Genomic DNA, 26,603 nt, shown 5'->3' with positions numbered 1-26,603 from the left:
CGGCAGGCGGGAATCGTGAAGATCTTCGGCAAGGTACGGCACCGGCCATCCGCCTCATGGCGGCAGGCCACGGACCGTGCGTTCACGCTCATCGGCGACGGCCGGTACGAGGACGCGGGCGCGCTGCTGACCCGCGCCGCCGACCTGGAGCCGTGGCTGTCGGAGTCCTGGTTCAACCTCGCGCTGCTGCACAAGTTCCGGCACGACTGGGAGCAGGCGCGCGCCGCGGGACTGCGCGCGGTGGCCCTGCTGGACCGCGAGACGGGCGCTCCGGACTGGTGGAACGTGGGGATCGCCGCGACCGCCCTGCAGGACTGGCCGCTGGCCCGCCGCGCCTGGCAGGCATACGGGCTGAAGGTGCCCGGAGAGGCGTCCGCGTCCGGTGAGCCGCTGGGCATGGAGCTGGGCAGCGCGGCGGTGAGGCTGTCGCCGGAGGGCGAGGCCGAGGTCGTCTGGGGCCGCAGGCTGGACCCGGCGCGGATCGAGGTGCTGTCCATCCCGCTGCCGTCCTCCGGGCGGCGCTGGGGCGAGGTCGTGCTGCACGACGGCGTCCCGCACGGCGAGCGCGTGACCTCGGCGGGCCCCTCGTACCCGGTCTTCGACGAGATCGAGCTGTGGGCGCCGTCCCCGGTGCCGACCTGGGTGGTGCTGCTGGAGGCGGCCACCGAGGCCGACCGGGACGCCCTGGAGCGGCTCGCGGCGGACGCGGGCTTCGCGGCCGAGGACTGGTCGTCGTCGGTGCGGCTGCTGTGCCGCTCCTGCTCGGAGAGCCGGATGCCCAGTGACGAGGGCGAGGGTGAGCACCTGGACCCGCACGACCACAGTGAGCCGGGTCACCCGGGGCCGCTGGGTCACCGCACGGCGGGCTCGGGCTCGCTGTGGGTACCCGAGCGCGAATGCGGGATCGCGGCGCCGAGCGGGCTGGTGCGGGGGCTGCTGGACGGATGGGTCGCCGACAGCCCGGACACCCGGGAGTGGCGTGACCTGGAAGAGGTCTGCTGACCGCCCGGGAGCAGCGCTCACGCCCCGGCCGGCCGGGCGGGCCCGTACTCTGTAGGGCGACGCATCACGGTTGACGGAAGGCATACGGCGGACGATGGCGCAGCAAGGGACTGAACAGCAGGTGGACGACGAGTTCATCGTGGACACGGAGGACTGCGAGGAGCGCGAGCGGGCCCACCGCGAGCGCGGTACCGCCCGCCCGATCACCGTTGTCGGCAACCCGGTGCTGCACAAGGAGTGCCAGGACGTCACCGTGTTCGACGAGGAGCTGGCCCGGCTGATCGACGACATGTTCGCCAGCCAGCGGGCGGCGGAGGGCGTGGGCCTGGCCGCCAACCAGATCGGTGTCGACCTCAAGGTCTTCGTCTACGACTGCATGGACGACGAGGGCGTCCGGCACGTCGGCGTCGTGTGCAACCCGGTGCTGGACGAGGTGCCCGCCGACAGCCGGGTGCTGGACGACTCCAACGAGGGCTGTCTGTCGGTTCCCACCGCCTACGCGGCGCTGGCCCGCCCCGACTACGCGGTGGTGCGCGGCCAGGACGCCGAGGGCAAGCCGATCGCGGTGCGCGGCACCGGCTACTTCGCGCGCTGTCTGCAGCACGAGACCGACCACCTCTACGGCCGTCTCTACATCGACCGGCTCTCCAAGCGCGAACGCAAGGATGTGCTCCGGCAGATGGCCGAGGGGACGCCGCGCTACGAGACGGCGCCGAACGACTGAGCGCGCTCGACGCCACGGCCAAGGGCCGGATCCCGGGAGGGATCCGGCCCTTCGCGTGTCGAATACGGCTCAGAAGTCGTCGTCGAAGGAGACCGAGCCCTCCACCGCGACCTGGTAGGCCGAGGCGCGGCGCTCGAAGAAGTTGGTCAGCTCCTGGACGTTCTGCAGCTCCATGAAGGAGAACGGGTTCTCCGAGCCGAAGACCGGCGGGAAGCCGAGGCGCTGGAGGCGCTGGTCGGCGACGCACTGCAGGTATTCCTGCATCGACGCGGTGTTCATGCCCGGCAGCCCCTCGCCGCACAGATCGCGGGCGAACTGCAGCTCCGCCTCGACGGCCTCCTTCAGCATGTCGATGACCTGCTGCTGAAGCTCGTCGTCGAAGAGGTCCGGCTCCTCCTCGCGCACGGTGTCCACGACCGAGAACGCGAACTCCATGTGCATGGACTCATCGCGGAACACCCAGTTGGTGCCGGTCGCGAGGCCGTGCAGCAGCCCGCGCGAGCGGAACCAGTAGACGTAGGCGAAGGCGCCGTAGAAGAACAGCCCCTCGATACAGGCCGCGAAGCAGATCAGATTGAGCAGGAAGCGGCGCCGGTCGGCCTTGGTCTCCAGCCGGTCGATCTTCTCGACGGAGTCCATCCAGCGGAAGCAGAATTCCGCCTTCTCCCGGATGGAGGGGATGTTCTCCACCGCCGCGAAGGCCGCGGCGCGGTCGTCCGGGTCGGGGAGGTAGGTGTCCAGCAGCGTCAGATAGAACTGGACGTGCACGGCCTCCTCGAAGAGCTGCCGCGACAGATACAGCCGCGCCTCGGGGGAGTTGATGTGCTTGTAGAGCGTCAGCACCAGGTTGTTGGCCACGATCGAGTCGCCGGTCGCGAAGAAGGCGACCAGCCGGCCGATCAGATGCTGCTCCCCGGGGGAGAGCTTGGCCAGATCGGTGACGTCGGAGTGGAGGTCGACCTCCTCCACGGTCCAGGTGTTCTTGATCGCGTCACGGTAGCGGTCGTAGAACTCCGGGTACCGCATCGGCCGCAGGGTCAGCTCGAAGCCCGGGTCGAGCAGGTTCTTGTGACGCCGGGGGGCGGCGCGAAGCGCCGTCGACGAGGGGTGGTGGTCGGGCGACGGGTGGGCACTCATTACTGGCATGCCTCGCAGGACTCGGGGTTTTCCAGGGAGCAGGCGACGGCGTCCTCTTCGGCGGCGGGCGCCTGCTGGACGGGGATGGTGGCCGCGGCGGATCCACCGCGCGCGGACTGGGCGATCCGGGTCGCCGGTCGCGAACGCAGGTAGTAGGTCGTCTTGATGCCCTGCTTCCAGGCGTACGCGTACATCGAGCTGAGCTTGCCGATGGTCGGCGAGGCCATGAACAGGTTCAGCGACTGGCTCTGATCGAGGTAGGGGGTGCGGGCCGCGGCCATGTCGATCAGGGCGCGCTGCGGCACCTCCCACGCGGTCCGGTACAGCGCCCGTACGTCCGCGGGCACCCAGGAGAGGTCCTGGACCGAGCCGTTGGCCTCGCGCAGCGCCTCGCGGGTCCGGGCGTCCCAGACGCCGAGCTTCTTGAGGTCGTCCACCAGATAGGAGTTGACCTGCAGGAACTCCCCGCTGAGGGTTTCGCGCTTGAAGAGGTTGGAGACCTGCGGCTCGATGCACTCGTAGACGCCCGCGATGGAGGCGATGGTCGCGGTCGGCGCGATCGCCAGCAACAGCGAGTTCCGCATCCCGGACTTCTTCATCCGCTCGCGCAGGGCCTCCCAGCGCTCCGGCCGGGTCGTCACCGCGTCCGCGTAGTGGTCGGGGTGCAGCACCCCACGCGCGGTGCGCGTCGCGGACCAGGCCGGATGCGGTCCGTGGCGCTCGGCGAGCGCACAGGACGCCTCGTACGCGGCGAGCATGATGCGCTCGGAGATCTGGGTGGAGAGCTTCTCCGCCTCGGGGGAGTCGAAGGGCAGCCGCAGCCGGAAGAAGACGTCCTGCAGCCCCATGAGGCCCAGCCCCACCGGCCGCCAGCGGGAGTTGGAGGCGCCGGCCTCTTCCGTGGGGTAGAAGTTGATGTCCACCACGCGGTCGAGGAAGGTCACGGCGGTGCGGACCGTGGCGTCCAGCCGCTCCCAGTCCATCGTGCCGTCCTCGCCGAGGTGCGCGGCCAGGTTGACCGAGCCGAGGTTGCACACGGCGGTCTCGCCGTCGTCCGTGACCTCGAGGATCTCGGTGCAGAGGTTGGAGGAGTGGACGACCTTGCCGGGCTCGGCGGTCTGGTTGGCGGTGCGGTTGGCGGCGTCCTTGAACGTCATCCAACCGTTGCCGGTCTGTGCCAGGGTGCGCATCATCCGCGCGTACAGCCGGCGCGCCGGGACCTGCTTGAGCGCCCGCCCCTCGGTCTCGGCCTTGCGGTAGGCGGCGTCGAACTCCTCGCCCCACAGGTCGACCAGCTCGGGCGCGTCGACCGGCGAGAACAGCGACCAGTCGGCGTCCGCCTCGACCCGGCGCATGAACTCGTCCGGGACCCAGTGCGCGATGTTGAGGTTGTGGGTGCGGCGGGCCTCCTCGCCCGTGTTGTCCCGCAGCTCCAGGAACTCCTCGATGTCCGCGTGCCAGGTCTCCAGGTAGACGCAGGCCGCGCCCTTGCGCCGGCCGCCCTGGTTGACGGCGGCCACCGAGGCGTCCAGCGTGCGCAGGAACGGCACGATGCCGTTGGAGTGCCCGTTGGTGCCCCGGATCAGCGAACCGCGCGCGCGGATGCGCGAGTACGACAGGCCGATGCCGCCCGCGTGCTTCGAGAGCCGCGCGACCTGGTGGTAGCGGTTGTAGATGGAGTCGAGCTCGTCCAGCGGCGAGTCCAGCAGATAGCAGGAGGACATCTGCGGATGCCGGGTGCCGGAGTTGAACAGCGTGGGGGAGCTGGGCAGATAGGAGAGCGTGCTGGTCAGCCGGTACAGCTCGGCCACATCGGCCAGCGCCCGCTCGGAGCCGTCCTCGGCGAGCCCGCAGGCCACCCGGAGCAGGAAGTGCTGCGGGGTCTCGATCACCTGACGGGTGATCGGGTGGCGCAGCAGATAGCGGCTGTGCAGGGTGCGCAGCCCGAAGTAGCCGAAGCGGTTGTCGGCGCCGTCGGCGAGCGCCTGGTCCACCAGCGCGTCGAGCCGGGCGGCGTGCGTGGCCACGAACTCAGCGGTGGAGTCGGCGATCAGGCCCTCCTGGTGGCCCACCCGGACGGAAGCGGAGAAGGAGACCGCGCCCTGCCCGGCGGCCTCCTCCGTGATCGCGAGGGCCAGCAGCCGCGCGGCCAGCCGTGAGTACTCCGGCTCTTCGGCGATCAGCCCGGCCGCCGCCTCGGTCGCCAGAGTGCGCAACTCCGCCTCGTCCGAGCCGGGATGACGGCCGCGCAGAGCGGCGGCCGCGACCTTGCCGGGGTCGGTGGCGGGAAGGTCGGCGGTGAGACCGGTCAGGGTCCGCAGCAGTGCGGTCCCGGGCGCGTCGGCCACTACCTGAGAAGCCGTTGCCTCTGAAACCGGATCCGCGGGCGCGATGGTCACTGAAGTGCTCTCCCTCGCTCGGCTGGGGGCCAGGAGGGCGGTGCGCGACGGTCGCAGACGGGCATGCCGATTCCGCACTCACGTACGGAGGCATACCGCGCAGCGCCCATCGGCCCAACCCGCGAGGCCCGGACGTATGCAGACGGCTGTCGGCAGGTCCTCGGACTCGCGGGTACGCACAATGCGCACACGTACACCGTTGCGGGACAGTTCCGGATTCCCACCGGATTCCCCTGCGGCGACAGCGAGCACGAGCATACATCTTGTGTTGGCCGCCGCACCCACCCCCACATCTTGTGTCGGGAGGTGAGGAGTTTCGCACGAATGATCTATTGCGTTCCGGGCGTGGGCCGTGACCTGCGGCCCCCCGGGACGGCGCTCAGGGCCCGCCACCCGCTGAGACCTCGGGGTCGGCGGGGGCGGCGGCGGTGGCGTTCCGGCCCGTGGGCGAAGCTCACGCCGACGCCCGCACGGGTCGCTGCGGGCAGACCGACGCTTACCGCCACGCCGTCCACGGGGCCGCGGGGCCCGTACGGCCACGGCGGCGTCAGCTCGCCGGTCCGCGGCGGCGAGGACGCGCAGGGGTGGCACCATATCCACGGACAGTGCCGCCATCGCCGGGATCAACGCGACAGCGCCAAAGGAGTCGCTACAGCTCGACCGTGAACGCCCACAGCGTGACGCCCGGTACCGGCTCCCAATCCCGCTCCGGCGCGCGGACGAAGCCCAGTCGCGCGTAGAGCCGGTGAGCGGCCGTCATCGACTGCTGGCTGCAGATCACGATCCGCTGCAGCCCGAGCCCCCGCGCCCCGTCCATGCAGGCCCGCACCAGCGCCTCCGCCGCCCCGCGCCGCCGTGCCCGAGGCCGCACCGCGAGCATCCGGAACGGCGGGAACCCCTCGACCATCCTGGCCGTCAACCCCGCCGGAACCAGCCTGGTCGGTATCACCCCGGCCGGCCCGGCCGCCGGTGGCAATGTCACCGTCACCCTCACCGGGCCCGGCGGCACCACCACCGTCCCCGGCGGCTTCACCTACTTCGTCGCTCCGCCCGCGCCGGCGCCCACCGCCATCACCCCCAGCACCGGACCGGTGGCCGGCGGTACCGCGTTCACCATCACCGGCACCAACCTCGGTGGGGTGCTGGGCGTGCTGTTCAACGGCGTTCCCGCCACCGGCGTGACCGCGAGCGCCACCACGGTCACCGGCACCAGTCCGCCCGGCGTGGCCGGGAACGCGACCGTCACCCTGGTGACGGCCTTCGGAACCGTCACCGTCCCCGGCACCTTCCTCTACGTCTGATACGTCTGACTCCCGCGAACGGGCCGCCGGCTCCCGCGAGGGAGCCGGCGGCCCAGTGCGGCGGCGGCAGGCGTCAGTGTCCGCCCGGCGCCCCCGCAGTGGCCGGGGGCAGCTCGGCCTGGACGCCCGGGTCGCCCGCGTCCGCCGTGTAGTCGGCGGGGGACGTCTCGTCGATCCCGTCCGGGGCCTTCACCGCGCGCAGGACGAGGGTGAGGGCGACCACCACGGCGACGTTGAGGACGAAGGCCGTGAAGCCGATGTAGCCGATCTCGCCGATGCCGGGGATATCGGCGGTGTTGCCGAAGTGCTTCTGGGTGGCGCTCGGGGTGTCGTACGCCTTCCAGGTGCCGTAGATCATGCCGACCGCCCAGCCCGCCAGCAGTGCCCAGCGGTGGAACCACCGGGTGAACAGGCCGCCCACCAGGGCCGGGAAGGTCTGCAGGATCCAGACGCCGCCCAGCAGCTGGAAGTTGATCGCGACCGTCTTGTCCATGCCCAGGACGAAGATCAGTGCGCCGACCTTGACCAGCAGCGATACCAGCTTGGAGATCTTGGTCTCTTCCTCCGGCGTGGCGTTGGGCCGCAGGAAGTCCTTGTAGATGTTGCGGGTGAACAGATTCGCCGCGGCGATCGACATGATGGCCGCCGGGACCAGCGCGCCGATGCCGATGGCGGCGAAGGCGACGCCCGTGAACCAGTCGGGGAAGAGGTTCTCGAAGAGCTGCGGGATGGCGAGCTGGCCGTTGGTGACCTTCACGTCCGCCGCGATCGCCATGAAGCCCAGCAACCCCAGCAGGCCCAGCATCAGGGAGTACAGCGGCAGGATCGTGGTGTTGCGGCGGATCACCTCGCGGCTGCGGCTGGAGAGCGTCGCGGTGATCGAGTGCGGATACATGAACAGCGCGAGCGCCGAGCCGAGGGCCAGTGTGGCGTAGGCCCACTGCTGTTTCTCGCCGCTGGCCAGGGCGCCGCGTGGCTGCCCGGTGGCCGGGTTCTTCTGGGAGAAGGCCTCGCCCGCCTTGGCGAAGATGTCGTCGAAGCCGCCCAGTTTCATCGGGATGTAGATGATCGCCACCGCGATGACGATATAGATCAGGGTGTCCTTGACGAAGGCGATGAGCGCGGGTGCGCGCAACCCCGAGGAGTAGGTGTACGCGGCGAGCACACCGAAGGCGATCAGCAGCGGCAGGTCCTTGATGAACCAGTTGGTGTTCTCCCCGCCGCCGACGCCCATCACGTCCAGCACCGCCTGGATGCCGACGAGCTGGAGGGCGATGTACGGCATGGTGGCGAGGATGCCGGTGATCGCGACGGCCAGCGAGAGCCCCTTGGAGCCGAAGCGGCCGCGGACGAAGTCCGAAGTGGTGACATACCCGTGCTTGTGGGACACCGACCACAGTCGGGGCAGGAAGGTGAAGATCAGCGGGTAGACCAGGATGGTGTACGGGACCGCGAAGAAGCCGGACGCGCCCGCCGCGTAGATCGCCGCCGGGACGGCGACGAAGGTGTACGCCGTGTAGAGGTCGCCCCCGAGCAGGAACCAGGTGATCCAGGTCCCGAAGCTGCGGCCGCCGAGACCCCATTCATCGAGGTTGTTGGCGTTCTCGGCGGCGCGCCAGCGCGCGGCCAGGAACCCTATGACGGTGACCGCCAGGAAGAAGAAGATGAAGACGCCGAGCGCGACGCCGTTCACACCGTCCTTCATGCGGGTCCACCTCCCTTGCGCGCCCGCTGCTCACGGCGGACCAGGACGTAGGCGACCGAGGTCAGCGCGGCCGAGATCGGCACCCAGAGCATCTGGTACCAGTAGAAGAACGGGATCCCCATGAGGGCGGGCTCGACCTTGGCGTACGAGCCGACCCAGAGCATCCCGATGAAGGGGGCGATCAGGCACAGACCGGCCACGACGCGCGTGGGCGTGATGACCGGTCTCCTGCCGGGTGAAGCGGATGTGTCGGACATGGTGGCGGACTCCCGTTCCCTCGGGTCATCACCTGCGTCACAGCTGATCATGTGTGTAATGCGCAGGAAACTTAAGCCAGGGGCCCGGCAGCCGTCACTACCCGTCCGTATATCGGTATGAGAAAGAAAGCGGCGCGTCAGCCGTTCGGCCGCTGGAGCCGGGCGACGAACTTGTAACGGTCGCCGCGGTAGACCGACCGCACCCACTCCACCGGCTCACCGGACGCGTCCCGGGAATGGCGCGAGAGCATCAGCATCGGCAGCCCGACATCGGTGCCGAGCAGCCCCGCCTCGCGGGGGGTGGCCAGGGAGGTCTCGATGGTCTCCTCGGCCTCGGCCAGACGGACGTCGTACACCTCGGCCAGCGCCGTGTAGAGCGAGGTGTACTTGACCAGGCTGCGGCGCAGCGCGGGGAAGCGCTTGGCCGACAGATGGGTGGTCTCGATGGCCATCGGCTCGCCGCTGGCCAGCCGCAGCCGCTCGATGCGCAGCACCCGGCCGCCGGTCGTGATGTCCAGCAGTCCGGCCAGCCGGTCGTCGGCGGTGACATAGCCGATGTCCAGCAGCTGGGAGGTGGGTTCCAGGCCCTGGGCCTTCATGTCCTCGGTGTACGAGGTGAGTTGCAACGCCTGGGAGACCTTGGGCTTGGCCACGAAAGTGCCCTTGCCCTGGATCCGCTCGAGACGCCCCTCGACGACCAGCTCCTGCAGCGCCTGGCGCACGGTCGTACGCGAGGTGTCGAACTCGGCGGCCAGGGTGCGCTCCGGGGGGACCGGGGTGCCGGGTGGCAGGGTCTCGGTCATCTCCAGCAGGTGACGCTTGAGGCGATAGTACTTCGGGACGCGCGCGGTGCGCGTTCCGCCGGAGCTGTTGCCGTTCTCGGTGGCCGTCGTGGTGGCCCCCGCTGCCGCCGTTGCCCCCTCGGTCTCCATCGCGCGCCCTTCCGACTCCTGGTCTGCTGCCGTCACCGGCTCCTCCAACTCAGCGGCTCACATCGTGGCACGGTCCCGGCGCCGCGCGGCCGCTCGGGCCGGATGTCGGCAGGTGTCGGTCCGGTAACGGAGCCGCCGGCGACTCTTGTACACCCTTGACACCCTCAAAGGTCTAGGCCAAGCTGCCCGCACTGGTCTAAACCATTAAACCCCTCATCCGGTCCTTTGAGGAGAGTGCTGTGAAGCGTGGGCTCATAGCGGCGACGGGCGTCGCGGCAATGCTGGTGAGCGTCTCGGGCTGTGGGTCCGGCGGCGATGACGACAAGGCCGGGGCGGACGGTTTCAAGGGGGAGACGCTGACCGTCTGGGCGATGGACGGATCCACCCCCGACGGCTGGACGAAGGATGTCAAGGCCGCTTTCGAGAAAAAGACCGGCGCCAAGCTGAAGCTGGAGATCCAGCAGTGGAACGGCATTCAGCAGAAGGTGACGACCGCGCTCTCGGAGTCCGACCCGCCGGACGTCCTGGAGATCGGCAACACCCAGACCCCCTCCTACGCCCGGACCGGCGGCCTCGCGGATCTGAGCGACCTGAAGGAGTCGATCGGCGCCGACTGGTCCGACTCGATCAACAAGTCCGCGGTCTACGACGGCAAGCAGTACGCCGCGCCCTGGTACGTGGTGAACCGGGTCGTTCTCTACAACAAGAAGATCTGGGCCCAGGCCGGGATCAAGGACACCCCGACGACCCGGACCGAGTTCTTCCGCGATCTCGACACCATCAAGAAGAAGACGGACGCCGAGCCCATCTATCTCCCGGGCCAGAACTGGTACTTCTTCGACGGTCTGGCCATCGGCACCGGCGCCGACCTCGTCAGGAAGGACGGCGACAAGTGGGTCTCCAACCTCGCCGACCCCAAGGTCGGCAAGGCCATGGACATCTACAAGCAGTACCAGTCCTTCAGCAAGGCCCCCAAGGACAAGGACGAGGCCACCCCGCAGCAGGGAGAGGTCTTCGCCAAGGGGAAGACCGGTGCCTTCATCGGCATGGGCTGGGAGGCGGCCATCGCCATCAAGGCCAACCCGAAGATCGAGAAGGACATCGGCTACTTCACCATCCCCGGTGAGACGGCCGGCAAGCCGGAGGGCGTCTTTCTCGGCGGCTCCAACCTCGCCATCGCCGCGGGCAGCAAGAAGCAGGAGCTGGCCAAGGAGTTCCTGAAGATCGCGCTGAATGACACCCACGAGGGGCAGCTGGCCAAGGAAGGCGGCGTGATCCCCAACAAGGAGTCGCTGCAGACGCGGCTCAAGGGCAACGCCGCGGCGCAGGCGGCCGCGCCGGCCGCGGCGAGCGGCGGCACCACCCCGCTGATCCCCGAATGGGCGCCGGTGGAGAACGCCCCCAACCCCGTCAAGTCCTATATGACCGCGGTGCTCAAGGGGAAGTCGCCCGCCGAGGCCGCGAAGTCGGTCGAGGACGAGATGAACAAGCGCCTCAGCCAGGAGCAGTAGGAAACGATGGCCGTAGCGACCGAACGCAATGACCCCGGCCCGGCGGCGGCCGGGGTCCGCCGGAGCGGGGCACCGCCGGTCCCCACCGCCCCGGCCCCGGGGCCCTCCCGGCGCGGGCGGCTGACCGGCGCCGCCCCGTATCTGCTGCTTCTGCCCGCGCTCGCGGTGACGGCGGTGCTGCTGGGCTGGCCGCTGGTGAAGAACGGCATGCTGTCGTTCCAGAACCTCAATATGCGGCAGCTGATCCAGCACCTGACCGAGTGGAACGGTGTCGACAATTACCGTGAGGCGCTGACCAGCGAGGACTTCTGGCGGGTCACCGGCCGCTCGGTGGTCTTCACCGGGGCCAATGTGGTGCTGATCATGGTGCTGGGCACCCTGGTCGGGCTGCTGCTGGCCCGGCTCGGGACGAGGATGCGGCTGCTGCTCTCGGTCGGTCTCGTCCTGGCGTGGGCGATGCCGGTCATCGCGGCGACCACCGTCTTCCAGTGGCTGTTCGCGTCCCGCTTCGGGGTCGTGAACTGGGTGCTGGACAAGCTGGGCTGGCACGCCATGGCCGACCACAACTGGACCGGCAGCCAGTTCTCCACCTTCTTCGTGATCACCGTGCTGATCGTCTGGCAATCGATCCCCTTCGTGGCGATCAACCTCTACGCGGCGACGACCACGATCCCCAAAGAGCTCTACGAGGCGGCCGCGCTGGACGGCGCCGGCACCTGGAAGAGCTTCACCTCGGTGACCTTCCCCTTCCTCAAGCCGTTCGTCTTCGCCACGACCTTTCTCGAGGTGATCTGGGTCTTCAAGGCGTTCCCCCAGGTCTTCGCGATCAACGAGGGGGGCCCGGACCGGCTCACCGAAACCCTTCCCGTCTACGCCTTCGTCGAGGGCGTCGGCAATCAGCACTACGGCATGGGCGCCGCGATCTCCCTGCTGACCATCCTGGTGCTGCTGGCCCTGACCTCGTACTACCTGCGAATCGTGCTCAGGCAAGAGGAGGACGAGCTGTGAAGCGCTCGCCGCTCGCCCGGCTGTGGCCCAACGCGCTGGCCGCCGTGCTCTTCATCGGCTTCGCCTTCCCCGTCTACTGGATGTTCTCCACGGCGCTCAAGCCGACCTCGGCCATCATCTCCGAGGACCCGGTGTGGTTCCCGACCAGCGCCACCCTCGAACACTTCCGGAAGGCGGTGAACGCCGAGAACTTCTGGACGCTGGTGGGGAACTCCCTCACCGTCACCCTCTCGGCGGTCGCCCTCTCCCTGGCGATCGCGCTCCTGGCGTCCTTCGCCCTGGCCCGGATGCGCTTCAAGGGCCGCCGCGGCTTCCTGGTGACCTTCATGGTCGCGCAGATGGCGCCCTGGGAGGTCATGGTGATCGCCATCTATATGCTCGTGCGCGACGGCGACATGCTGAACAGCCTGCTTCCCCTCACCCTGTTCTACATGGTCATGGTGCTGCCCTTCACCGTCCTCACCCTCCGCTCCTATGTCGCCGCGGTGCCCAAGGAGCTGGAGGAGTCGGCCATGGTCGACGGCTGCACCCGGACGCAGGCATTCCGCAAGGTGATCTTTCCGCTGCTGGCCCCCGGGCTGATGGCCACCTCGCTCTTCGGCTTCATCACGGCCTGGAATGAATTCCCGCTGGTGCTCATCCTGAACAAGGACCCGGGCGCGCAGACCCTTCCGCTGTGGCTGTCCAGCTTCCAGACCCAATTCGGCGACGACTGGGGCGCCACCATGGCGGCCGCCTCCCTCTTCGCCGTCCCGATCCTGCTTCTCTTCCTGTTCCTGCAACGCAAGGCGGTCGGTGGGCTCACTTCCGGCGCTGTGAAGGGATGAATCGCGGCCATGACGACCCTCGCTCACGACTCGGCCACCCTCACCCGGGACGCCCTCACCGTGCTGCAGCCCGGCTTCACCGGTACGACGGCCCCCGACTGGCTGCTGCGCAGACTGGGCGAGGGGCTCGCTTCCGTCGGGCTGTTCGGCCGTAACATCGCCTCGCCCGAGCAGCTCGCCGCGCTCACCGCCCAGCTGCGCGCCGAGCGCGACGACGTCCTGGTGGCGATCGACGAGGAGGGCGGCGATGTCACCCGGCTGGAGGTACGCACCGGATCGTCCTTCCCCGGCAATCTCGCGCTCGGCGCGGTCGACGACCCCGAGCTGACCCGCGCGGTCGCCCGGGAGCTGGGCCGCCGGCTCGCCGCATGCGGTGTCAACCTCAACTGGGCGCCGTCCGCCGACGTCAACTCCAACCCCGGCAACCCGGTCATCGGCGTCCGCTCCTTCGGCGCCGAGCCCGGGCTCGTAGCCCGGCACACCGCCGCGTACATCGAGGGGCTGCAGGGCGCAGGAGTCGCCGCCTGCACCAAGCACTTCCCCGGACACGGTGACACCGCCGTCGACTCCCACCACGCCCTGCCCCGGATCGACGCCGGTCTCGACACCCTGGCCACCCGCGAACTGGTGCCCTTCCGCGCCGCCGTCGCCGCCGGGACCAAGGCCGTGATGAGCGCGCACATCCTGCTGCCCGCGCTCGATCCCGAACTGCCCGCCACCCTCAGCCCCGCCGCGCTGCACGGCCTGCTGCGCCGCCCCGCCGCCGACGGCGGACTCGGCTTCGACGGACTCATCGTCACCGACGGCATGGAGATGCGGGCCGTCTCGGGCACCTACGGCATCGAGCGCGGCAGCGTGCTGGCGATCGCCGCGGGCGCCGACGCCATCTGCGTCGGCGGCGGACTCGCCGACGAGGACACCGTTCTGCGGCTGCGCGACGCGCTGGTGGCCGCCGTACGCGAGGGACGGCTGCCCGGGGAGCGGCTGGCCGACGCCGCGGCACGGGTGCGCGCCCTGGGGGAGTGGACGCGCCGCCACGGCGGGCCGGGCGCGGCCAAGGGGATCGCGCCCGCCCCCGAGGCCGGGCTCGCCGCGGCCCGCCGGGCGCTGCGGGTCACCCTCGGCGGACCGGCGTACGAGGCCCTGACCGGCCCCGGTTACGTCGCCGGCTTCACCCCGGTCGCGAACATCGCCGTCGGCGACGAGACGCCCTGGGGCGTCGCCGCCGAACTGGCCCGGCTGCGACCCGGCACCGCGACCGCCACCTACGGCCGGCAGGACGCCGAGACCGCGGGCATCCCCGCCCTGATCGAAAAAATGCTCGACGATGCGGCGGACCGTAGGATCGTCGCAGTGGTCCGCGATGTCCACCGTCACCGCTGGATGGCCGACGCCCTGGACGCCCTGCTCGCCGCCCGGCCGGAGACGGTCGTCGTGGAGATGGGGGTACCCCAGGCGCCACCGGCCGGAGCGCTGCACATCGCGACTCATGGCGCCGCCCGGGTCTGTGGCCGGGCCGCCGCGGAAGCCATCACCGGCGACGCCGCCGGGGACTGACACCACCCAGCTCAGCCGGCACAGCCACCTGGAGGCACCCAGCATGTCCGCCACGACGACGGCCCAGCGCAGCGACCAGCCGGGCCGGATCATGTCCGGCGAGATGGCCGAGCAGCCCGCCGTGCTGCGCCGTTTGCTCAGTCGGGAAGAAGGGGACGGCGCCCCGAAGATCCGTGAGGTCGCGGAGCGGATCGCCGCACGCAACCCCCGCTTCGTCCTCCTCACCGCCCGGGGCACCTCCGACAACGCGGCCCTCTACGCCAAGTACCTGCTCGAAGTGCTGCTCGGCAAGCCCTGCGGCCTGACCTCCATGTCCACCACCACCGCGTACGGCGCCCGGCAGGACCTCACCGATGTGCTGGTGATCACCGTCAGCCAGTCCGGCGGCTCCCCGGACCTGGTCGCCTCCACCGAGGCCGCCCGCGCGGCCGGTGCGATCACCCTGGCGGTGACCAACAACGCCGACTCGCCGCTCGCCGCCGTCTCCGAGTTCCACATCGACGTCCTGGCCGGACCGGAGAAGGCGCTGCCCGCGACCAAGACCTACACCGCCGAACTGCTGGCCCTGTATCTGTTCGTGGAGGGGCTGCGCGGCGGTGACGGCGCGGCCGCCAAGGCGCTGCCCGACCTCGCCCAGCAGATCCTGGACCGCAAGGAGGAGGTCAGGCAGCTCGCGGGGCGCTACCGCTTCGCCGAGCGCATGGTCCTCACCTCGCGCGGCTACGGCTACCCGACCGCCAAGGAAGCCGCGCTGAAGCTGATGGAGACCAGCTACATCCCGGCGCTGTCCTACTCCGGCGCCGATCTGCTGCACGGCCCGCTCGCCATGGTCGACAACATCTCGCCGGTCATCGCGATCGTCACCGAGGGCAAGGGCGGCCAGGCGCTGCAGCCGGTGCTGGAGCGGCTGCGCGGCCGGGGCGCCGATCTGGTCGTCATCGGTGCGCGGTCGGAGGTGGACCGGGCGTCCGCGGGGTTCGCGCTGCCGACCGAGGGCGTGGCCGAGGAGGTCCAGCCGATCCTGGAGATCCTGCCGCTGCAGATGCTGGCGTACGAGGTCACGATCGCCCGCGGCCAGGACCCGGATGCCCCGCGTGCGCTGGCGAAGGTGACGGAGACGCGCTGACCCGACATGCGGAAGGCTCCCGCCGCCTCCGGTGAGGCGTGGGAGCCTGTGGGTGACACCCGCGGGCCGCGGGTGTCAGGGCGGGACCCTCAACCCGCCCGGCACCGCAGCCCGGAGTTGCATCGGCCAAGCGGGGCGCCCGCGGCCAGGACCCGGATGCCCCGCGTGCGCTGGCGAAGGTGACGGAGACGCGCTGACCCGACATGCGGAAGGCTCCCGCCGCCTCCGGTGAGGCGTGGGAGCCTGTGGGTGACACCCGCGGGCCGCGGCGCCAGGGCGGGACCCTCAACCCGCCCGGCACCGCAGCCCGGAGTTGCATCGGCCAAGCGGCCGATCCGAGGCTCCCGGGGCAGTCAGGGCAGAGCGCGCCGGGTCCTCGATCCGCCCTCCTGTGCGGGGAGAACGGAAGATCGTAGTGCTGGTTATTGTGGACTAGACCACTGCTGGCTGTCCACGCTTGTGCGCGAATAGGCTAATCCACTCGCGGCACCCGCGCGGACAAGTTTCCTCCACCCGTCCGGGTAGGCTCGCAGCGTGCCCTCCATGAACGACCTCGTCCACCAGCACACCGCGCTCGACGATTCCGATCTCGAGTGGCTCCACCTGCTGGTATCGGAGTGGCAGCTGCTCTCCGACCTCTCCTTCGCCGATCTCGTCCTGTGGGTCCCGACCAGCGATGGGACCCGGTATGTCTCGGTCGCGCAGATGCGGCCCAACACCGGGCCCACCTCCTATCAGGACGACATGGTCGGCCATCTCGTTCCCCGGGGACGCCGCCCCATGCTCGATGCCGCCCTCGACGAGGGCCGTATCGTCCGCGAGGGGGATCCCGAGTGGCGCGAGGAGGTGCCGGTCCGGGTCGAGTCGATCCCGGTCCGGCGGGACAGCCGGGTTCTCGGGGTGATCGCCCGGAACACCAATCTGCTGACCGTACGGACCCCCAGCCGGCTGGAGCTCACCTATCTCCAGAGCGCGTCCGACCTCGCCCAGATGATCGCTGCGGGAGCGTTTCCCTTCCCCGGCCAGCAGGTCGACATGGACGCCTCGCCGCGCGCGGGCGACGGACTGATCCGGCTGGACGCGGACGGTGTGGTCCAGTACGCGAGCCCCAACGCCCTGTCCGCGTACCACCGGCTCGGGCTCGCCGCCGATCTCGTCGGCCACCATCTGGGGCAGACCACGGCCGAACTCGCGCCGGTGCGCGGCCCGGTGGACGAGGCGCTGGTCAAACTCGCCAGCGGCTGGGCGCCGCGGGAGTTCGAGGTGGAGGGCGGCGACGGGGTCATCCAGCTCCGGGCCATTCCGCTCAAGCCCAAGGGCACGCACATCGGTTCACTGGTGCTGCTGCGGGACGTCACCGAACTGCGCCGCCGCGAGCGCGAGCTGATCACCAAGGACGCCACCATCCGGGAGATCCACCACCGGGTGAAGAACAATCTCCAGACGGTGGCGGCGCTGCTGCGGCTGCAGGCGCGGCGGATGGACTCCGCACAGGGGCGGGAGGCGCTCAATGAGGCGGTGCGCAGGGTCGGTTCGATCGCCATCGTGCACGAGACCCTGTCCCAGAACCTCGATGAGCGGGTCGAATTCGACGACATAGCCGACCGGGTGCTGGCCATGGTGGCCGAGATATCACCCGGCAAGGTGACGGGCCGGCGCACCGGCCGCTTCGGGATTCTCGATGCCGAGGTCGCCACTCCGCTGTCGATGGTGCTCACCGAGGTGCTGCAGAACGCGCTGGAGCATGGCTTCGGGCCGGGGGAGCACGGCACGGTCGAGGTTTCGGCGGTCCGCAGCGGCAGCGGTGAGGACAGCCGGCTGATGGTGATCGTCCAGGACGACGGGCGCGGGCTGCCGGAGGGGTTCGACCCCCAGCGGTCCGGGAATCTCGGGCTTCAGATCGTCCGCACCCTGGTGGAGGGGGAACTGGGCGGGACGTTCGACATGGTGCCCGCGCCGGAGCGCGGCACCCGCGTCGTCCTCGACTTCCCGGTCCGGGCCGAAAAGCACTGAGACCCCCGAAAAGCACTGAGCCCCGGACCGGCTGGTCCGGGGCTCAAAGCTCACGTTGCTGTGCGCATCGGGGTTACTGCGCGCTGCGGCTCGGGGGCCACGGGGTGTGGGCGTCAGGCGCTGGCGTTGCGTGCCCGGTTGCGAGCGGCACGGCGCTTCATCGCGCGGCGCTCGTCCTCACTGAGTCCACCCCAGACGCCGGAGTCCTGGCCGGACTCAAGCGCCCACTGCAGGCACTGCTCCATGACGGGGCAGCGGCGGCAGACGGCCTTGGCTTCCTCGATCTGCAGCAGCGCAGGACCGGTGTTGCCGATGGGGAAGAACAGCTCGGGGTCTTCCTCGCGGCAAACGGCGTTGTGACGCCAGTCCATGGCTGCTCCATCTCCTCGTATTGCGGGCTCGTTGCTTGTGAATGTGAACGCTTTCACGAATCCCCCCGCAAGGGTAGGGACGTCGACCAGTTGGGGCTGGTGCTGTCCCGTGGAATGAGGTGGGGGTTCGGGCTCTCAAGGGGGCCGCGAAGTGCCGTCCCGATCGCCAAGAAGAGACTCGCAAACCTCGGCGGCGGATACAACCCCTTCCGGAAAGTTTTTTTTGATTCCTTGGTGTCGACTGGATCACAGCCGTACTTCCCGGGGGTGGATGCCAGCCTAAACGTTCGACTGGAAGGACTTTATGCGGTCTGACTCACACAATCACACGCAGTGCACGGCGTACGCCTGTGAACGTCACGCTCGTTCGCAGTCCCAGATGGTCACCGTCCATCTGAAACGGCAGTGGCGCCTGGGATTGCAAGGTGAAGTCGGTCTGATCGTGGAGCGACGCCACGTGCTTGCCGTAGGGGCCGCGCTCGGGCGTGGACCTGAGCAGCTGGGTCGCGTAGCGGGTCACCGCCGAAGTTGACAGCTTGGTGAGTCCCAGCACGTCAAGGGCGGTGTCGAAGGACGCTTGAGGCGATGCGTAGATCGGGCGGTTGCCCAGATAGGTCCACGGGGCGGTGTTGCAGACTATCGACAGCGCCAGCTCCTCGATAGGGTCCTGGCCCGGCCGCCGAAGGGTGATGGTGCCCTGCCGTCGATGCGGCTCCCCGAGGAACTGCCGCACCATTTGGCGTATATAGAGGGCGTGAGTCGAGCGCTTACCGCGTTCGCGCTGCTGTTCGACCCGGCCGATGACGCTCGCGTCGAAGCCCAGGCCCGCGCAGAAGGTGAACCAACGGGCCGGCACCGCCTCGTCCGCGGTGCCGGGAGTGCCCGCCGCGAGCCCGAGGCCCACGGTGCGCTCGGTGCCGTCCCGCAACGCGTCCAGCAGCGCGCCGGTCGCCTCGACGGCGTCATTGGGCAGGCCCAGTGCGCGGGCGAAGACATTGGTGGAGCCGCCGGGCACCACCGCGAGGCGGGGCAGCTCGCGCGGGGCGGGGCCGTGGTGCAGCAATCCGTTGACGACCTCGTTGACGGTGCCGTCGCCGCCCAGGGCGACGACCAGCTCATGGGTGCCGCCGTCGGCCGCGCGGCGGGCCAGATCGCGTGCGTGCCCCCGGTACTCCGTGGTCGCTACATCGAGCTTCAGATCGCTGGCGAGCGCGTGGATCAGGACGTCACGGGTGCGGGCACTGGTGGTGGTAGCCGCCGGATTGACCACAAGGAGTGCGCGCATGCGCGCCAGCCTACCCATTCGGCGCATCCACTCTCTAACCCCCTGGGGTGCGCCCCGGGATCCCCGGGCTCCGCACGGCGGCTACCCTGCTGGCCCCGGGATCCCCGGGCTCCGCACGGCGGCTACCCTGCTGGCCCCGGGATCCCCGGGCTCCGCACGGCGGCTACCCTGCTGGGGTGAGCCGTGAGAAGTCCGCTACCACCAAGAAGACCGCACCCGCCGCGGAGGCCGACGCCGCCCCCGCCGGGCCCCGTCCAGCGCGGCTGACCGCCGCCTCGGTGCTCGCCGCCGTCGAGGGCGTGGTGCTGCTGGGCTTCGGCGTCTATGTGCTGATCATGGGGCTGACCGGAGACCCGGAGAGCCCGCAGCAGGCGGAGACGCTCGGCGTCACCGTGCTCGCGCTCGCGGCCCTGCCCCTGCTGGCGGCCCGCGGGCTGTGGCGGTGCCGCCGCTGGAGCCGCGGCCCCGCCATGATCACGCAACTGATGGCGCTGCCGGTGGCCTGGACGCTCATCCAGAACGACGGCTGGCTGATGATCGCCGGAGTGGCCACCGCCCTCGTCGCCCTGGCCGGCCTGGCGCTGCTGATCAATCCGACGGCGACCGAGGCGCTGGGCATCGGCCCGCGCGACGCATAGACGCCTGACGCCGGTGCCCGGGACGAGTCCCGGGCACCGCTCGCTACTCCTCGACAAGCAGCCTGTCCCGCAGCTGTGCCAGCGTGCGGGCCAGCAGCCGTGAGACATGCATCTGGGAGATGCCGACCTCCTGTGCGATCTGCGACTGCGTCATATTGCCGAAGAAGCGCAGCAGCAGGATCTTCTTTTCGCGCGGGGGCAGATCCTCCAGCAGCGGTTTGAGGGACTCGCGGTACTCGACGCCCTCCAGCGCCTCGTCCTCGGCGCCGAGGGTGTCGGCGACCGCCGGGGACTCGTCGTCCGTGTCCGGCACATCCAGGGACAGGGTGCTGTAGGCGTTGGCGGACTCCAGCCCCTCCAGCACCTCCTCCTCGGAGATGGACAGCTGCTCGGCCAGCTCATGCACGGTCGGGGCACGGCCGTGCCGCTGGGAGAGCTCCGCGGTGGCCGTGGTCAGCGAGAGCCGCAGCTCCTGCAGCCGGCGCGGCACCCGCACCGCCCAGCCCTTGTCGCGGAAGTGCCGCTTGATCTCGCCGACGACCGTGGGGGTCGCATACGTCGAGAACTCCACCCCGCGGTCCGGGTCGAACCGGTCCACGGACTTGATCAGCCCGATGGTGGCGACCTGGGTCAGGTCGTCCAGCGGCTCGCCCCGGTTGCGGAACCGCCGCGCCAGGTGCTCGACCAGCGGCAGATGCATTCGCACGAGGTGGTTGCGCAGCTCGGCCCGCTCGGAGGAGCCCTCCGGAAGCCGTCGCAGCTCGATGAACATCGCCCGCGCGCCGGTCCGGTCGTGCGGATCGTGCTGCTGACGCACCTGCTCGTGCTCGTGCTGGTCCATGTGGTCCGCCCGCTCTGGTCGGTCTCCTGCCGCCTCCGAGTCCGCGGGATGCGGCCGGGCCGGCGGGTGCGGGATGGCCGGGGTACCCACTCCCCGCGATGATGCAGTGCTCACGGAGCCCCCTCGTTCCGTCACGGCTGTCCGGGGCCGGCGCCGCGCTCCTTGTACAGGCTGATGCAGACCGTGCGATCCTCGTCCACGGTCGAGTCCACCTTGCCCGCCAGTGCGGAGAGCACCGTCCAGGCGAAGGTGTCGCGCTCGGGGGCACGGCCGTCGGTGGTGGGAGCCGAGACGGTGACCTGCAGTGCGTCGTCGATCAAGCGGAAGACGCAGCTCAGTACACTGCCGGGCACGGCTTGCTGCAGCAGGATCGCGCATGCCTCATCGACGGCGATACGCAGATCCTCGATCTCGTCGAGGGTGAAGTCCAAGCGGGCTGCGAGGCCGGCGGTCGCCGTACGCAGCACCGACAGATAGGCACCCGCAGCGGGCAGCCGGACTTCGACGAAGTCCTGGGTCCCGGGCTCGCCTGCGATCTGGGACACCCTCACCTCCAAGGTGACACAAGCTGGTTGAGCTGAGTTGATTGGAGCGTCGGCCCTGAACCCTTATGGTGGAGAGTGGACGGACCGGCGCTATCTGTGGTTCGGCTGCGACGCTATCGCGATCTGCGGCTCGGTGTCGCCCGGACGAAGCACGGCCCCCGTCACGGGTGAAACCCTGACCCGAAGGTTCCCGATATCACTCATAGTAAGCACATGAGTACGCAGCGTGGCTAGGGGTCTGCGGTCTCAATTCGAAAGAGATGTCGCCTCACTCAGTGAATCGCTGGTCGTAGCGGTGCCCGAGCCCTGGGCGGCCAGCGCTCGCAGCGGCTCGCCCACCAGTCTGCGCACCGTCCATTCGTCCATCGGCTCGGCGCCCAGCGAGGCGTAGAAGCCGATCGCCGGCTCGTTCCAGTCGAGCACCGACCATTCGAAGCGGGCATACCCCCGCTCCACACAGATCCGTGCCAACTCGGCCAGGAGCGCCTTGCCGTGGCCGCCGCCGCGGGCCCGCGGGGTGACATACAGGTCCTCCAGATACACGCCATGGGTGCCCGTCCAGGTGGAGAAGTTAAGGAACCACAGGGCGAAGCCCACCGGCCCGGCGGGCTCCTCCGCCTCCTCGGCGATCAGCGCGAAGACCGCGGGACGCGCCCCGAAGAGCGCCTCGCGCAGCTGCTCCTCGGTGGCCCTCGCCTCCTGCGGCGCCCGCTCGTACGCGGCCAGCTCGCGGATCATCGCGTGGATCGCCGGGACATCGGACGGCTTCGCTGATCGGATCATGTGTGAAGGCTAACCGCCCGCACCGACAAAACGGCAGGGCTTGTCTACACGATGCGCTGGTCCACATAGCACCAGCGCCACGCCTCGCCCGGTTCGAAGCTGCGGATCACCGGATGGCCGGTCTCCTCGAAGTGGCGGGTGGCGTGCTGGTGCTGTGAGGAGTCGCAGCAGCCGACATGGCCGCAGCTCAGGCACAGCCGCAGCTGCACCGGGTGGCTGCCGGTCGCCAGACACTCGGGACACGTGTCGGTCAGCGGCTCCGGTTCGGGGCGCGGCAGGCCGAGGACGTGCGGACACTGGCTCATGATTGCCAGACTAAGCCAACCACGGGACGGGACGGGCTTGGCTGATGGACGTATTGCCGTTGTTGATGCTGGTCGCGGGCAGCGCGGCGGTCGCCGGGGCGGCCCGCCGGACCCCGGTGCCCGCGCCGCTGCTGCTGGTCACGGCCGGGCTGGTGGCCTCGTATCTGCCGGGGGTGCCCGACTACACCCTCGACCCCCATATCGTGCTGCCCCTGGTGCTGCCGCCGCTGCTGCACACCGCCGCGCTCGAGAGCTCCTATCTGGATCTGCGGGCCAATCTGCGGCCCGTCGCCCTGCTGTCCGTCGGCTACACCCTCTTCGCGACGGTCGCGGTCGGCTGGATCGCCTATCGGCTGGTGCCGGGGCTGCCGCTGCCCGCCGCCCTGGTGCTGGGCGCGGTCGTCGCCCCGCCGGACGCCGTGGCCGCCACCGCCATCGCCCGGCGGGTCGGGCTGCCCTCCCGGGTGACGACGGTCCTGCAGGGCGAATCCCTGGTCAACGACGCGACGGCGATCACCGCCTACCGGGTGGCGCTGGCCGCGGCGGTGGGGGAGGGGGCCACCTGGATCGACGGGGTCCGGGAGTTCGTCCTCGCGGCCGTCGGCGGGGTCGGGGTCGGTCTGGTCCTGATGGTGCCGCTGCACTGGCTGCGCACCCGGCTGCGCGACCCGCTGCTGCAGAACACCCTCTCGCTGCTCATCCCCTTCGTCGCGTACGCGGCCGCCGAGCAGGTCGGGGCGTCGGGCGTGCTGGCGGTCGTGGTGGTCGCCCTCTACCTGGGACACCACTCCTGGCAGGTCGACTTCGCGACCCGGCTCCAGGAGGCCGCGGTATGGCGGGTGATCGCCTTCGTGCTGGAGTCGGCGGTCTTCGCGCTGATCGGGCTGCAATTGCGGGTCGTGGTGCGGGGCTTGGGGGAGTTCGGGGCGGGTGAGGCGGCCCGGTACGCGGTCCTGGTCTTCCTCGCCGTGGTGGTGGTGCGCTTCCTGTGGGTCCTCCCGGCGACCTTCCTCCCGCGCGCCCTCTCCAGGCGGGTCCGGGAACGCGAGCCCGACACCGACTGGAGACAGGCGGTCGTCGTCGGCTGGGCCGGGATGCGTGGTGTGGTCTCGCTGGCCATCGCCTTCTCGATCCCCGAGAAGGTGCACGGCGGGGCGCCCTTCCCGGACCGCGATCTGATTCTCTTCCTGACCTTCACCACCGTCATCGGGACACTGGTCATCCATGGCCTCACCCTGCCGGGCCTGATCCGGCGGCTCGGGCTGCCCGGCCGCGATCTGCGGGCCGAGACGCTCGCGGAGGCGCAGGCGCAGAACGAGGCGTCCCGGGCCGCAGAGCGCCGGCTCGACGAACTCCTCGCCGATGAGCGCAACGCCCTGCCGCCACCGCTGGAGGAGCGGCTGCGCTCGGTGCTGGAGCGGCGCCGTAACGCGGTGTGGGAGCGGCTCGGCGCGGTCAACGAGGTGACCGGCGAATCGGCCGACGACACCTATCGCAGACTGGCCCGGGAGGTGATCGACAGCGAGCGGGAGGTGTTCGTGAAGCTGCGGGACGAACGGCAGATCGACGACGAGATGCTGCGGACGCTGCTGCGGAGGCTGGACCTGGAGGAGGCCGCGGCCTACCGGGAGGGGGCCCCGGAGGACGGGGACTGAGCCCCGCCCTCCCTCGGTCACCTCAGGCCGGTACCACCTCGCCCGGAATCATTTCAGCCGCTCATGGATCCGCGCCCGCATCGCGTTCATGGTGAAACCGCGCGGGTCGATCTTGCCCGGCTGCCATTCGAGGTGGCCGATCACCGAGCGCTCCGTCCAGCCGTGGTAGCGGCAGACCGCCGCCGACGCCCGCGCGATCGCGTCCAGCTGGGCCTCCGGCCAGGGGTCCTGGCCATCACCGAGGTTCTCGCATTCGAAACCGTAGAAGGCGCGATTGCCGTCGGTGTTCGCCTCATTGTCCGGCGGCAGCGCCCGCTCGGCGATCACCGCGCGCAGGACGTCGTCGTCGCCGAGGCCCGCGTGGTTGGCCCGACCGTAGCCGACCAGATGCACTCGGCCGTCCTTGGAGATCACGCCGTGGCACAGCGGGCCGGGCAGCCCCTCGAAGCCGTCCCGGCAGATCTCCACGGTCAGCTCGGTGCCCGAGGTGACGGTGTGGTGGATCATCACGCCGTGGACCGGGCCCCACGGCCCCTTGTGGTTTCTGTTGTGATGCCGCCAGTCGCCGACCTGCTCCACTCGCAGGCCCTCGCCCTTCAGCGCCGCCAGGAAGTCCCCCGCGGACATGGGTGTGGCCATGACCGCCTCCATTTCCGATCGTGCGGCGGGCCCCGGTCGCGGCCCGCCCGTGTCACTGGTTGCTTACCCATGGCGTACGTATCAACACATGGGGTGATGAATGCGCTGCTGCGGATATCGTGCGTGAGACCCCCTCGACGACACGCAGGAGAACCACGCCACCATGGACTACCGGGCAGTACTCGACGAGGTCGCGGCCCATGTGGAGCCGGAGATCGGCCGGGGACGGCCGGCCCAGCACATCCCGGCGCTCGCCTCGGTGGACCCGGGCCGCTTCGGGATGGCCCTCGCGGACGTCGACGGCGGCGTCACCGGGGTCGGCGACTGGGAGCACCCCTTCTCCGTGCAGTCCATCTCCAAGGCGTTCAGCCTCGCGCTCGTCCTCGCCCAGGACGGGGAGAAGCTCTGGCGGCGGGTCGGCCGGGAGCCGTCGGGCAACCCCTTCAACTCCCTGGTGCAGCTGGAGTACGAGAACGGCATCCCGCGCAATCCGTTCATCAACGCCGGCGCGCTCGTCGTCACCGACCGGCTGCACACCCTCACCGGCGACGCCGGCACCACCCTGCTGGACTTCCTGCGCGCCGAGAGCGGCAACCCGGGCCTGGCCTTCGATCCGGCAGTCGCCGAATCCGAGTCCGCCCATGGCGACCGTAATGCCGCCCTCGGCCACTTCATGGCGAGCTATGGCAACCTCGACAACCCCGTCCCGACCGTTCTCGAGCACTACTTCCGGCAGTGCTCGATCGAGATGAGCTGCCGCGATCTGGCCCTGGCCGGCCGCTTCCTGGCCCGCCACGGACTGCGCGCCGACGGTTCCCGGCTGCTGTCCGGGCGCGAGGCGAAGCGGGTCAACGCGGTCATGCTCACCTGCGGTACGTACGACGCGGCCGGCGACTTCGCCTACCGCGTCGGACTGCCCGGCAAGAGCGGCGTCGGGGGTGGCATCGTCGCGGTGATACCGGGCCGCTGCGCGCTGTGCGTCTGGAGCCCCGGGCTGGACTCGCGCGGCAACTCGGTGGCCGGGGTGGCGGCGCTGGACCACTTCACCACGCTGACCGGGTGGTCGGTCTTCTAAGGTGGCGTCCGGCGTGGGGCGGCGGGACCATGGTGGGTAGTGGTGGTGAGCAGGAGGTGAACCGCCATGCTTCATGAGATGCGCGCCGAATACGAGGAGGGCAGCTCCGGGAAGGTCGCGGGTGCCCCGGTCAAGATCTGGCACATGGTCCGCGGCAACGGCACGACCGCCATGTGCGGGCGGGAGCTGGCCCCGGACGCGCAGACGCAGGCCGCCGACCTGTGGGCCACGGACGAGTCGGGTCCCTTCTGCCACTCCTGCGGTGCGATGTATCTGCGCGAGGTCCCTTGAGCGGCGGCTACCGGGAGCGGACATCGCGGCTTGGTGGCGGCGCGGTCGTATGGGCCCGTACGGCCGGGGCCGGCGAGCAGCGGGTGCTGCCGGACGGCTGCACGGACCTGATCTGGAGTGACGCGGGGCCCGCGGGCGAGCTCATCGTCGCCGGCCCCGACACCCATGCCCAGCTGGCCGCCGCCCCGCCCGGCAGCCACTACGTCGGGCTGCGCTTCGCCCCCGGCACCGGTCCCGCCGTGCTCGGTGTGCCCGCCCATGAACTGCGGAATCTGCGCGTCCCGTTGGCCGCGTTGTGGCCGCACGCGCAGGCACGCGGGGTCCAAGAGCGGCTGGCGGAGGCCGGCGGCGGCGCGGGCCGCGTCCTGGAGGAGGTCGCGCTCGGCCGGCTGCGGGACGCGCAGCCACCCGATCCGGCGCTCCGCGCGGTCGTCGCGGGCCTGAGCGGCGGGGCGAGCGTGTCCGAGGTCGCCGCCGCGGTGGGCCTGGGCGAGCGCCAGCTCCACCGCCGCTCCCTGGCGGCCTTCGGCTACGGCCCCAAGACGCTGGCCCGTGTGCTGAGGCTGAACCGTGCGCTGACGCTGGCGCGGGGAGGCGTCCCGTACGCGGAGGTGGCGCTGATGGCGGGGTACGCGGACCAGGCGCATCTGGCGCGGGAGGTCACGGCGCTGGCCGG

Annotated in this window: 26 protein-coding genes, 1 pseudogene and 1 riboswitch; of the genes and pseudogenes, 14 read left to right on the top strand and 13 right to left on the bottom strand. The window is 70.3% G+C overall.

Annotated features, from left to right (window positions below; translation table 11 throughout):
- Positions 1-15 precede the first annotated feature (15 nt).
- Together ABZU99_RS01560 and def are read left to right on the top strand one after the other, a co-directional pair.
- The gene (locus ABZU99_RS01560; RefSeq protein WP_355955198.1) at positions 16-1,002 is read left to right on the top strand and encodes a hypothetical protein; all 987 of its coding nucleotides are present in this window, start codon (positions 16-18) and stop codon (positions 1,000-1,002) included.
- Between the two features lie 94 nt (positions 1,003-1,096).
- Complete coding sequence (def, locus tag ABZU99_RS01555) at positions 1,097-1,726, top strand: peptide deformylase (protein WP_355955200.1); 630 nt, start codon at positions 1,097-1,099, stop codon at positions 1,724-1,726.
- Positions 1,727-1,795: 69 nt separating this feature from the next.
- Here the strand turns inward: def and ABZU99_RS01550 are convergent, their stop codons facing one another.
- From ABZU99_RS01550 to ABZU99_RS01540, 3 genes and pseudogenes are all read right to left on the bottom strand, one after another.
- Positions 1,796-2,863: a ribonucleotide-diphosphate reductase subunit beta gene (locus ABZU99_RS01550; protein WP_355955202.1), complete on the bottom strand. Its 1,068-nt coding sequence runs from the start codon at positions 2,861-2,863 to the stop codon at positions 1,796-1,798.
- Entirely contained in the window at positions 2,863-5,262 is a 2,400-nt protein-coding gene (locus ABZU99_RS01545; RefSeq protein WP_356049905.1) for a ribonucleoside-diphosphate reductase subunit alpha, read from the bottom strand. Before ABZU99_RS01545 ends, ABZU99_RS01550 begins: the two co-directional genes overlap by 1 nt.
- A gap of 133 nt (positions 5,263-5,395) precedes the next feature.
- A riboswitch (cobalamin riboswitch) is annotated at positions 5,396-5,533 on the bottom strand.
- 378 nt (positions 5,534-5,911) lie between these two features.
- A pseudogene (locus ABZU99_RS01540) lies at positions 5,912-6,148 on the bottom strand (GNAT family N-acetyltransferase); the annotation flags it as partial.
- Here ABZU99_RS01540 and ABZU99_RS01535 point away from each other — a divergent pair.
- Positions 6,078-6,563, top strand: coding sequence for an IPT/TIG domain-containing protein (locus ABZU99_RS01535; RefSeq protein ID WP_356049903.1), 486 nt, complete (start codon positions 6,078-6,080; stop codon positions 6,561-6,563). The pseudogene ABZU99_RS01540 and the gene ABZU99_RS01535 overlap by 71 nt on opposite strands.
- A gap of 73 nt (positions 6,564-6,636) precedes the next feature.
- Here ABZU99_RS01535 and mctP read toward each other — a convergent pair whose 3' ends face one another.
- The 3 genes from mctP to ABZU99_RS01520 form a co-directional block, all read right to left on the bottom strand.
- Positions 6,637-8,268, bottom strand: a complete 1,632-nt coding sequence (mctP, locus tag ABZU99_RS01530) for a monocarboxylate uptake permease MctP (protein WP_356049901.1) — start codon at positions 8,266-8,268, stop codon at positions 6,637-6,639.
- Positions 8,265-8,525: a DUF3311 domain-containing protein gene (locus ABZU99_RS01525; protein WP_355946742.1), complete on the bottom strand. Its 261-nt coding sequence runs from the start codon at positions 8,523-8,525 to the stop codon at positions 8,265-8,267. Before ABZU99_RS01525 ends, mctP begins: the two co-directional genes overlap by 4 nt.
- A 137-nt stretch (positions 8,526-8,662) precedes the next feature.
- Positions 8,663-9,457, bottom strand: a complete 795-nt coding sequence (locus ABZU99_RS01520) for a GntR family transcriptional regulator (RefSeq protein ID WP_355946996.1) — start codon at positions 9,455-9,457, stop codon at positions 8,663-8,665.
- A gap of 239 nt (positions 9,458-9,696) precedes the next feature.
- Between ABZU99_RS01520 and ABZU99_RS01515 the strand changes: the two genes are divergently transcribed.
- From ABZU99_RS01515 to ABZU99_RS01490, 6 genes are all read left to right on the top strand, one after another.
- Positions 9,697-10,968, top strand: a complete 1,272-nt coding sequence (locus ABZU99_RS01515) for an extracellular solute-binding protein (protein WP_356049899.1) — start codon at positions 9,697-9,699, stop codon at positions 10,966-10,968.
- A 6-nt stretch (positions 10,969-10,974) separates the two neighbouring features.
- Positions 10,975-11,976 (top strand): sugar ABC transporter permease, encoded by a 1,002-nt coding sequence (locus ABZU99_RS01510; protein ID WP_356049897.1) that lies wholly within the window; start codon positions 10,975-10,977, stop codon positions 11,974-11,976.
- Complete coding sequence (locus ABZU99_RS01505; protein ID WP_355946751.1) at positions 11,973-12,803, top strand: carbohydrate ABC transporter permease; 831 nt, start codon at positions 11,973-11,975, stop codon at positions 12,801-12,803. Before ABZU99_RS01510 ends, ABZU99_RS01505 begins: the two co-directional genes overlap by 4 nt.
- A 9-nt stretch (positions 12,804-12,812) precedes the next feature.
- Positions 12,813-14,360 carry a glycoside hydrolase family 3 protein gene (locus ABZU99_RS01500; protein ID WP_356049895.1) on the top strand — a complete coding sequence of 516 codons (1,548 nt, stop codon included), beginning with the start codon at positions 12,813-12,815 and terminating at the stop codon, positions 14,358-14,360.
- Positions 14,361-14,403: 43 nt separating this feature from the next.
- Positions 14,404-15,486 (top strand): SIS domain-containing protein, encoded by a 1,083-nt coding sequence (locus tag ABZU99_RS01495; protein ID WP_355946756.1) that lies wholly within the window; start codon positions 14,404-14,406, stop codon positions 15,484-15,486.
- A gap of 543 nt (positions 15,487-16,029) precedes the next feature.
- Positions 16,030-17,499: a PAS domain-containing sensor histidine kinase gene (locus ABZU99_RS01490; RefSeq protein WP_355946758.1), complete on the top strand. Its 1,470-nt coding sequence runs from the start codon at positions 16,030-16,032 to the stop codon at positions 17,497-17,499.
- Positions 17,500-17,612: 113 nt separating this feature from the next.
- On the opposite strand, the gene ABZU99_RS01485 is transcribed toward ABZU99_RS01490, so the two are convergent.
- Positions 17,613-17,870 (bottom strand): WhiB family transcriptional regulator, encoded by a 258-nt coding sequence (locus ABZU99_RS01485; RefSeq protein ID WP_003953983.1) that lies wholly within the window; start codon positions 17,868-17,870, stop codon positions 17,613-17,615.
- A gap of 316 nt (positions 17,871-18,186) precedes the next feature.
- A complete protein-coding gene (locus ABZU99_RS01480; protein WP_355946760.1) occupies positions 18,187-19,155 on the bottom strand; it encodes a diacylglycerol kinase family protein in 969 nt (322 codons plus the stop codon).
- Between the two features lie 176 nt (positions 19,156-19,331).
- On the opposite strand from ABZU99_RS01480, the gene ABZU99_RS01475 reads away from it, so the two are divergent.
- Positions 19,332-19,793 carry a hypothetical protein gene (locus ABZU99_RS01475; protein ID WP_355946763.1) on the top strand — a complete coding sequence of 154 codons (462 nt, stop codon included), beginning with the start codon at positions 19,332-19,334 and terminating at the stop codon, positions 19,791-19,793.
- Positions 19,794-19,836: 43 nt separating this feature from the next.
- On the opposite strand, the gene ABZU99_RS01470 is transcribed toward ABZU99_RS01475, so the two are convergent.
- The 4 genes from ABZU99_RS01470 to ABZU99_RS01455 form a co-directional block, all read right to left on the bottom strand.
- Positions 19,837-20,724 (bottom strand): RNA polymerase sigma factor SigF, encoded by an 888-nt coding sequence (locus ABZU99_RS01470; protein ID WP_355946999.1) that lies wholly within the window; start codon positions 20,722-20,724, stop codon positions 19,837-19,839.
- 41 nt (positions 20,725-20,765) lie between these two features.
- Positions 20,766-21,179 carry an anti-sigma regulatory factor gene (locus ABZU99_RS01465; RefSeq protein WP_355946766.1) on the bottom strand — a complete coding sequence of 138 codons (414 nt, stop codon included), beginning with the start codon at positions 21,177-21,179 and terminating at the stop codon, positions 20,766-20,768.
- Between the two features lie 246 nt (positions 21,180-21,425).
- A complete protein-coding gene (locus ABZU99_RS01460) occupies positions 21,426-21,962 on the bottom strand; it encodes a GNAT family N-acetyltransferase (protein ID WP_355946769.1) in 537 nt (178 codons plus the stop codon).
- A gap of 44 nt (positions 21,963-22,006) precedes the next feature.
- Positions 22,007-22,267: a UBP-type zinc finger domain-containing protein gene (locus tag ABZU99_RS01455; protein WP_355946771.1), complete on the bottom strand. Its 261-nt coding sequence runs from the start codon at positions 22,265-22,267 to the stop codon at positions 22,007-22,009.
- Between the two features lie 44 nt (positions 22,268-22,311).
- Between ABZU99_RS01455 and ABZU99_RS01450 the strand changes: the two genes are divergently transcribed.
- Complete coding sequence (locus ABZU99_RS01450) at positions 22,312-23,922, top strand: Na+/H+ antiporter (RefSeq protein ID WP_356049891.1); 1,611 nt, start codon at positions 22,312-22,314, stop codon at positions 23,920-23,922.
- Between the two features lie 48 nt (positions 23,923-23,970).
- Here ABZU99_RS01450 and ABZU99_RS01445 read toward each other — a convergent pair whose 3' ends face one another.
- Positions 23,971-24,561: an N-acetylmuramoyl-L-alanine amidase gene (locus ABZU99_RS01445; protein ID WP_355946775.1), complete on the bottom strand. Its 591-nt coding sequence runs from the start codon at positions 24,559-24,561 to the stop codon at positions 23,971-23,973.
- A gap of 163 nt (positions 24,562-24,724) precedes the next feature.
- Between ABZU99_RS01445 and ABZU99_RS01440 the strand changes: the two genes are divergently transcribed.
- The 3 genes from ABZU99_RS01440 to ABZU99_RS01430 form a co-directional block, all read left to right on the top strand.
- Positions 24,725-25,636 carry a glutaminase gene (locus ABZU99_RS01440; protein ID WP_355946777.1) on the top strand — a complete coding sequence of 304 codons (912 nt, stop codon included), beginning with the start codon at positions 24,725-24,727 and terminating at the stop codon, positions 25,634-25,636.
- 66 nt (positions 25,637-25,702) lie between these two features.
- Positions 25,703-25,927, top strand: coding sequence for a hypothetical protein (locus ABZU99_RS01435; RefSeq protein WP_355946779.1), 225 nt, complete (start codon positions 25,703-25,705; stop codon positions 25,925-25,927).
- Positions 25,924-26,603, top strand: a 680-nt coding sequence (locus ABZU99_RS01430) for a helix-turn-helix transcriptional regulator (RefSeq protein ID WP_356227657.1), incomplete at its 3' end; no start/stop codon positions are given. The genes ABZU99_RS01435 and ABZU99_RS01430, both read left to right, overlap by 4 nt.

The sequence above is a fragment of the Streptomyces sp. NPDC005266 genome (genome assembly GCF_040607655.1).
Classification (GTDB): domain Bacteria; phylum Actinomycetota; class Actinomycetes; order Streptomycetales; family Streptomycetaceae; genus Streptomyces.
This window is presented reverse-complemented; position numbering and strand designations above follow the sequence as displayed.

Bases quoted from the DNA above. Each gene is read 5' to 3' on its own strand.
- def (WP_355955200.1), top strand. From the start codon at position 1,097: ATGGCGCAGCAAGGGACTGAACAGCAGGTGGACGACGAGTTCATCGTG.
- ABZU99_RS01550 (WP_355955202.1), bottom strand. From the start codon at position 2,863: ATGAGTGCCCACCCGTCGCCCGACCACCACCCCTCGTCGACGGCGCTT.
- ABZU99_RS01535 (WP_356049903.1), top strand. From the start codon at position 6,078: ATGCAGGCCCGCACCAGCGCCTCCGCCGCCCCGCGCCGCCGTGCCCGA.
- mctP (WP_356049901.1), bottom strand. From the start codon at position 8,268: ATGAAGGACGGTGTGAACGGCGTCGCGCTCGGCGTCTTCATCTTCTTC.
- ABZU99_RS01525 (WP_355946742.1), bottom strand. From the start codon at position 8,525: ATGTCCGACACATCCGCTTCACCCGGCAGGAGACCGGTCATCACGCCC.
- ABZU99_RS01520 (WP_355946996.1), bottom strand. From the start codon at position 9,457: ATGGAGACCGAGGGGGCAACGGCGGCAGCGGGGGCCACCACGACGGCC.
- ABZU99_RS01510 (WP_356049897.1), top strand. From the start codon at position 10,975: ATGGCCGTAGCGACCGAACGCAATGACCCCGGCCCGGCGGCGGCCGGG.
- ABZU99_RS01500 (WP_356049895.1), top strand. From the start codon at position 12,813: ATGACGACCCTCGCTCACGACTCGGCCACCCTCACCCGGGACGCCCTC.
- ABZU99_RS01495 (WP_355946756.1), top strand. From the start codon at position 14,404: ATGTCCGCCACGACGACGGCCCAGCGCAGCGACCAGCCGGGCCGGATC.
- ABZU99_RS01490 (WP_355946758.1), top strand. From the start codon at position 16,030: ATGAACGACCTCGTCCACCAGCACACCGCGCTCGACGATTCCGATCTC.
- ABZU99_RS01485 (WP_003953983.1), bottom strand. From the start codon at position 17,870: ATGGACTGGCGTCACAACGCCGTTTGCCGCGAGGAAGACCCCGAGCTG.
- ABZU99_RS01480 (WP_355946760.1), bottom strand. From the start codon at position 19,155: ATGCGCGCACTCCTTGTGGTCAATCCGGCGGCTACCACCACCAGTGCC.
- ABZU99_RS01460 (WP_355946769.1), bottom strand. From the start codon at position 21,962: ATGATCCGATCAGCGAAGCCGTCCGATGTCCCGGCGATCCACGCGATG.
- ABZU99_RS01455 (WP_355946771.1), bottom strand. From the start codon at position 22,267: ATGAGCCAGTGTCCGCACGTCCTCGGCCTGCCGCGCCCCGAACCGGAG.
- ABZU99_RS01450 (WP_356049891.1), top strand. From the start codon at position 22,312: ATGGACGTATTGCCGTTGTTGATGCTGGTCGCGGGCAGCGCGGCGGTC.
- ABZU99_RS01445 (WP_355946775.1), bottom strand. From the start codon at position 24,561: ATGGCCACACCCATGTCCGCGGGGGACTTCCTGGCGGCGCTGAAGGGC.
- ABZU99_RS01440 (WP_355946777.1), top strand. From the start codon at position 24,725: ATGGACTACCGGGCAGTACTCGACGAGGTCGCGGCCCATGTGGAGCCG.
- ABZU99_RS01435 (WP_355946779.1), top strand. From the start codon at position 25,703: ATGCTTCATGAGATGCGCGCCGAATACGAGGAGGGCAGCTCCGGGAAG.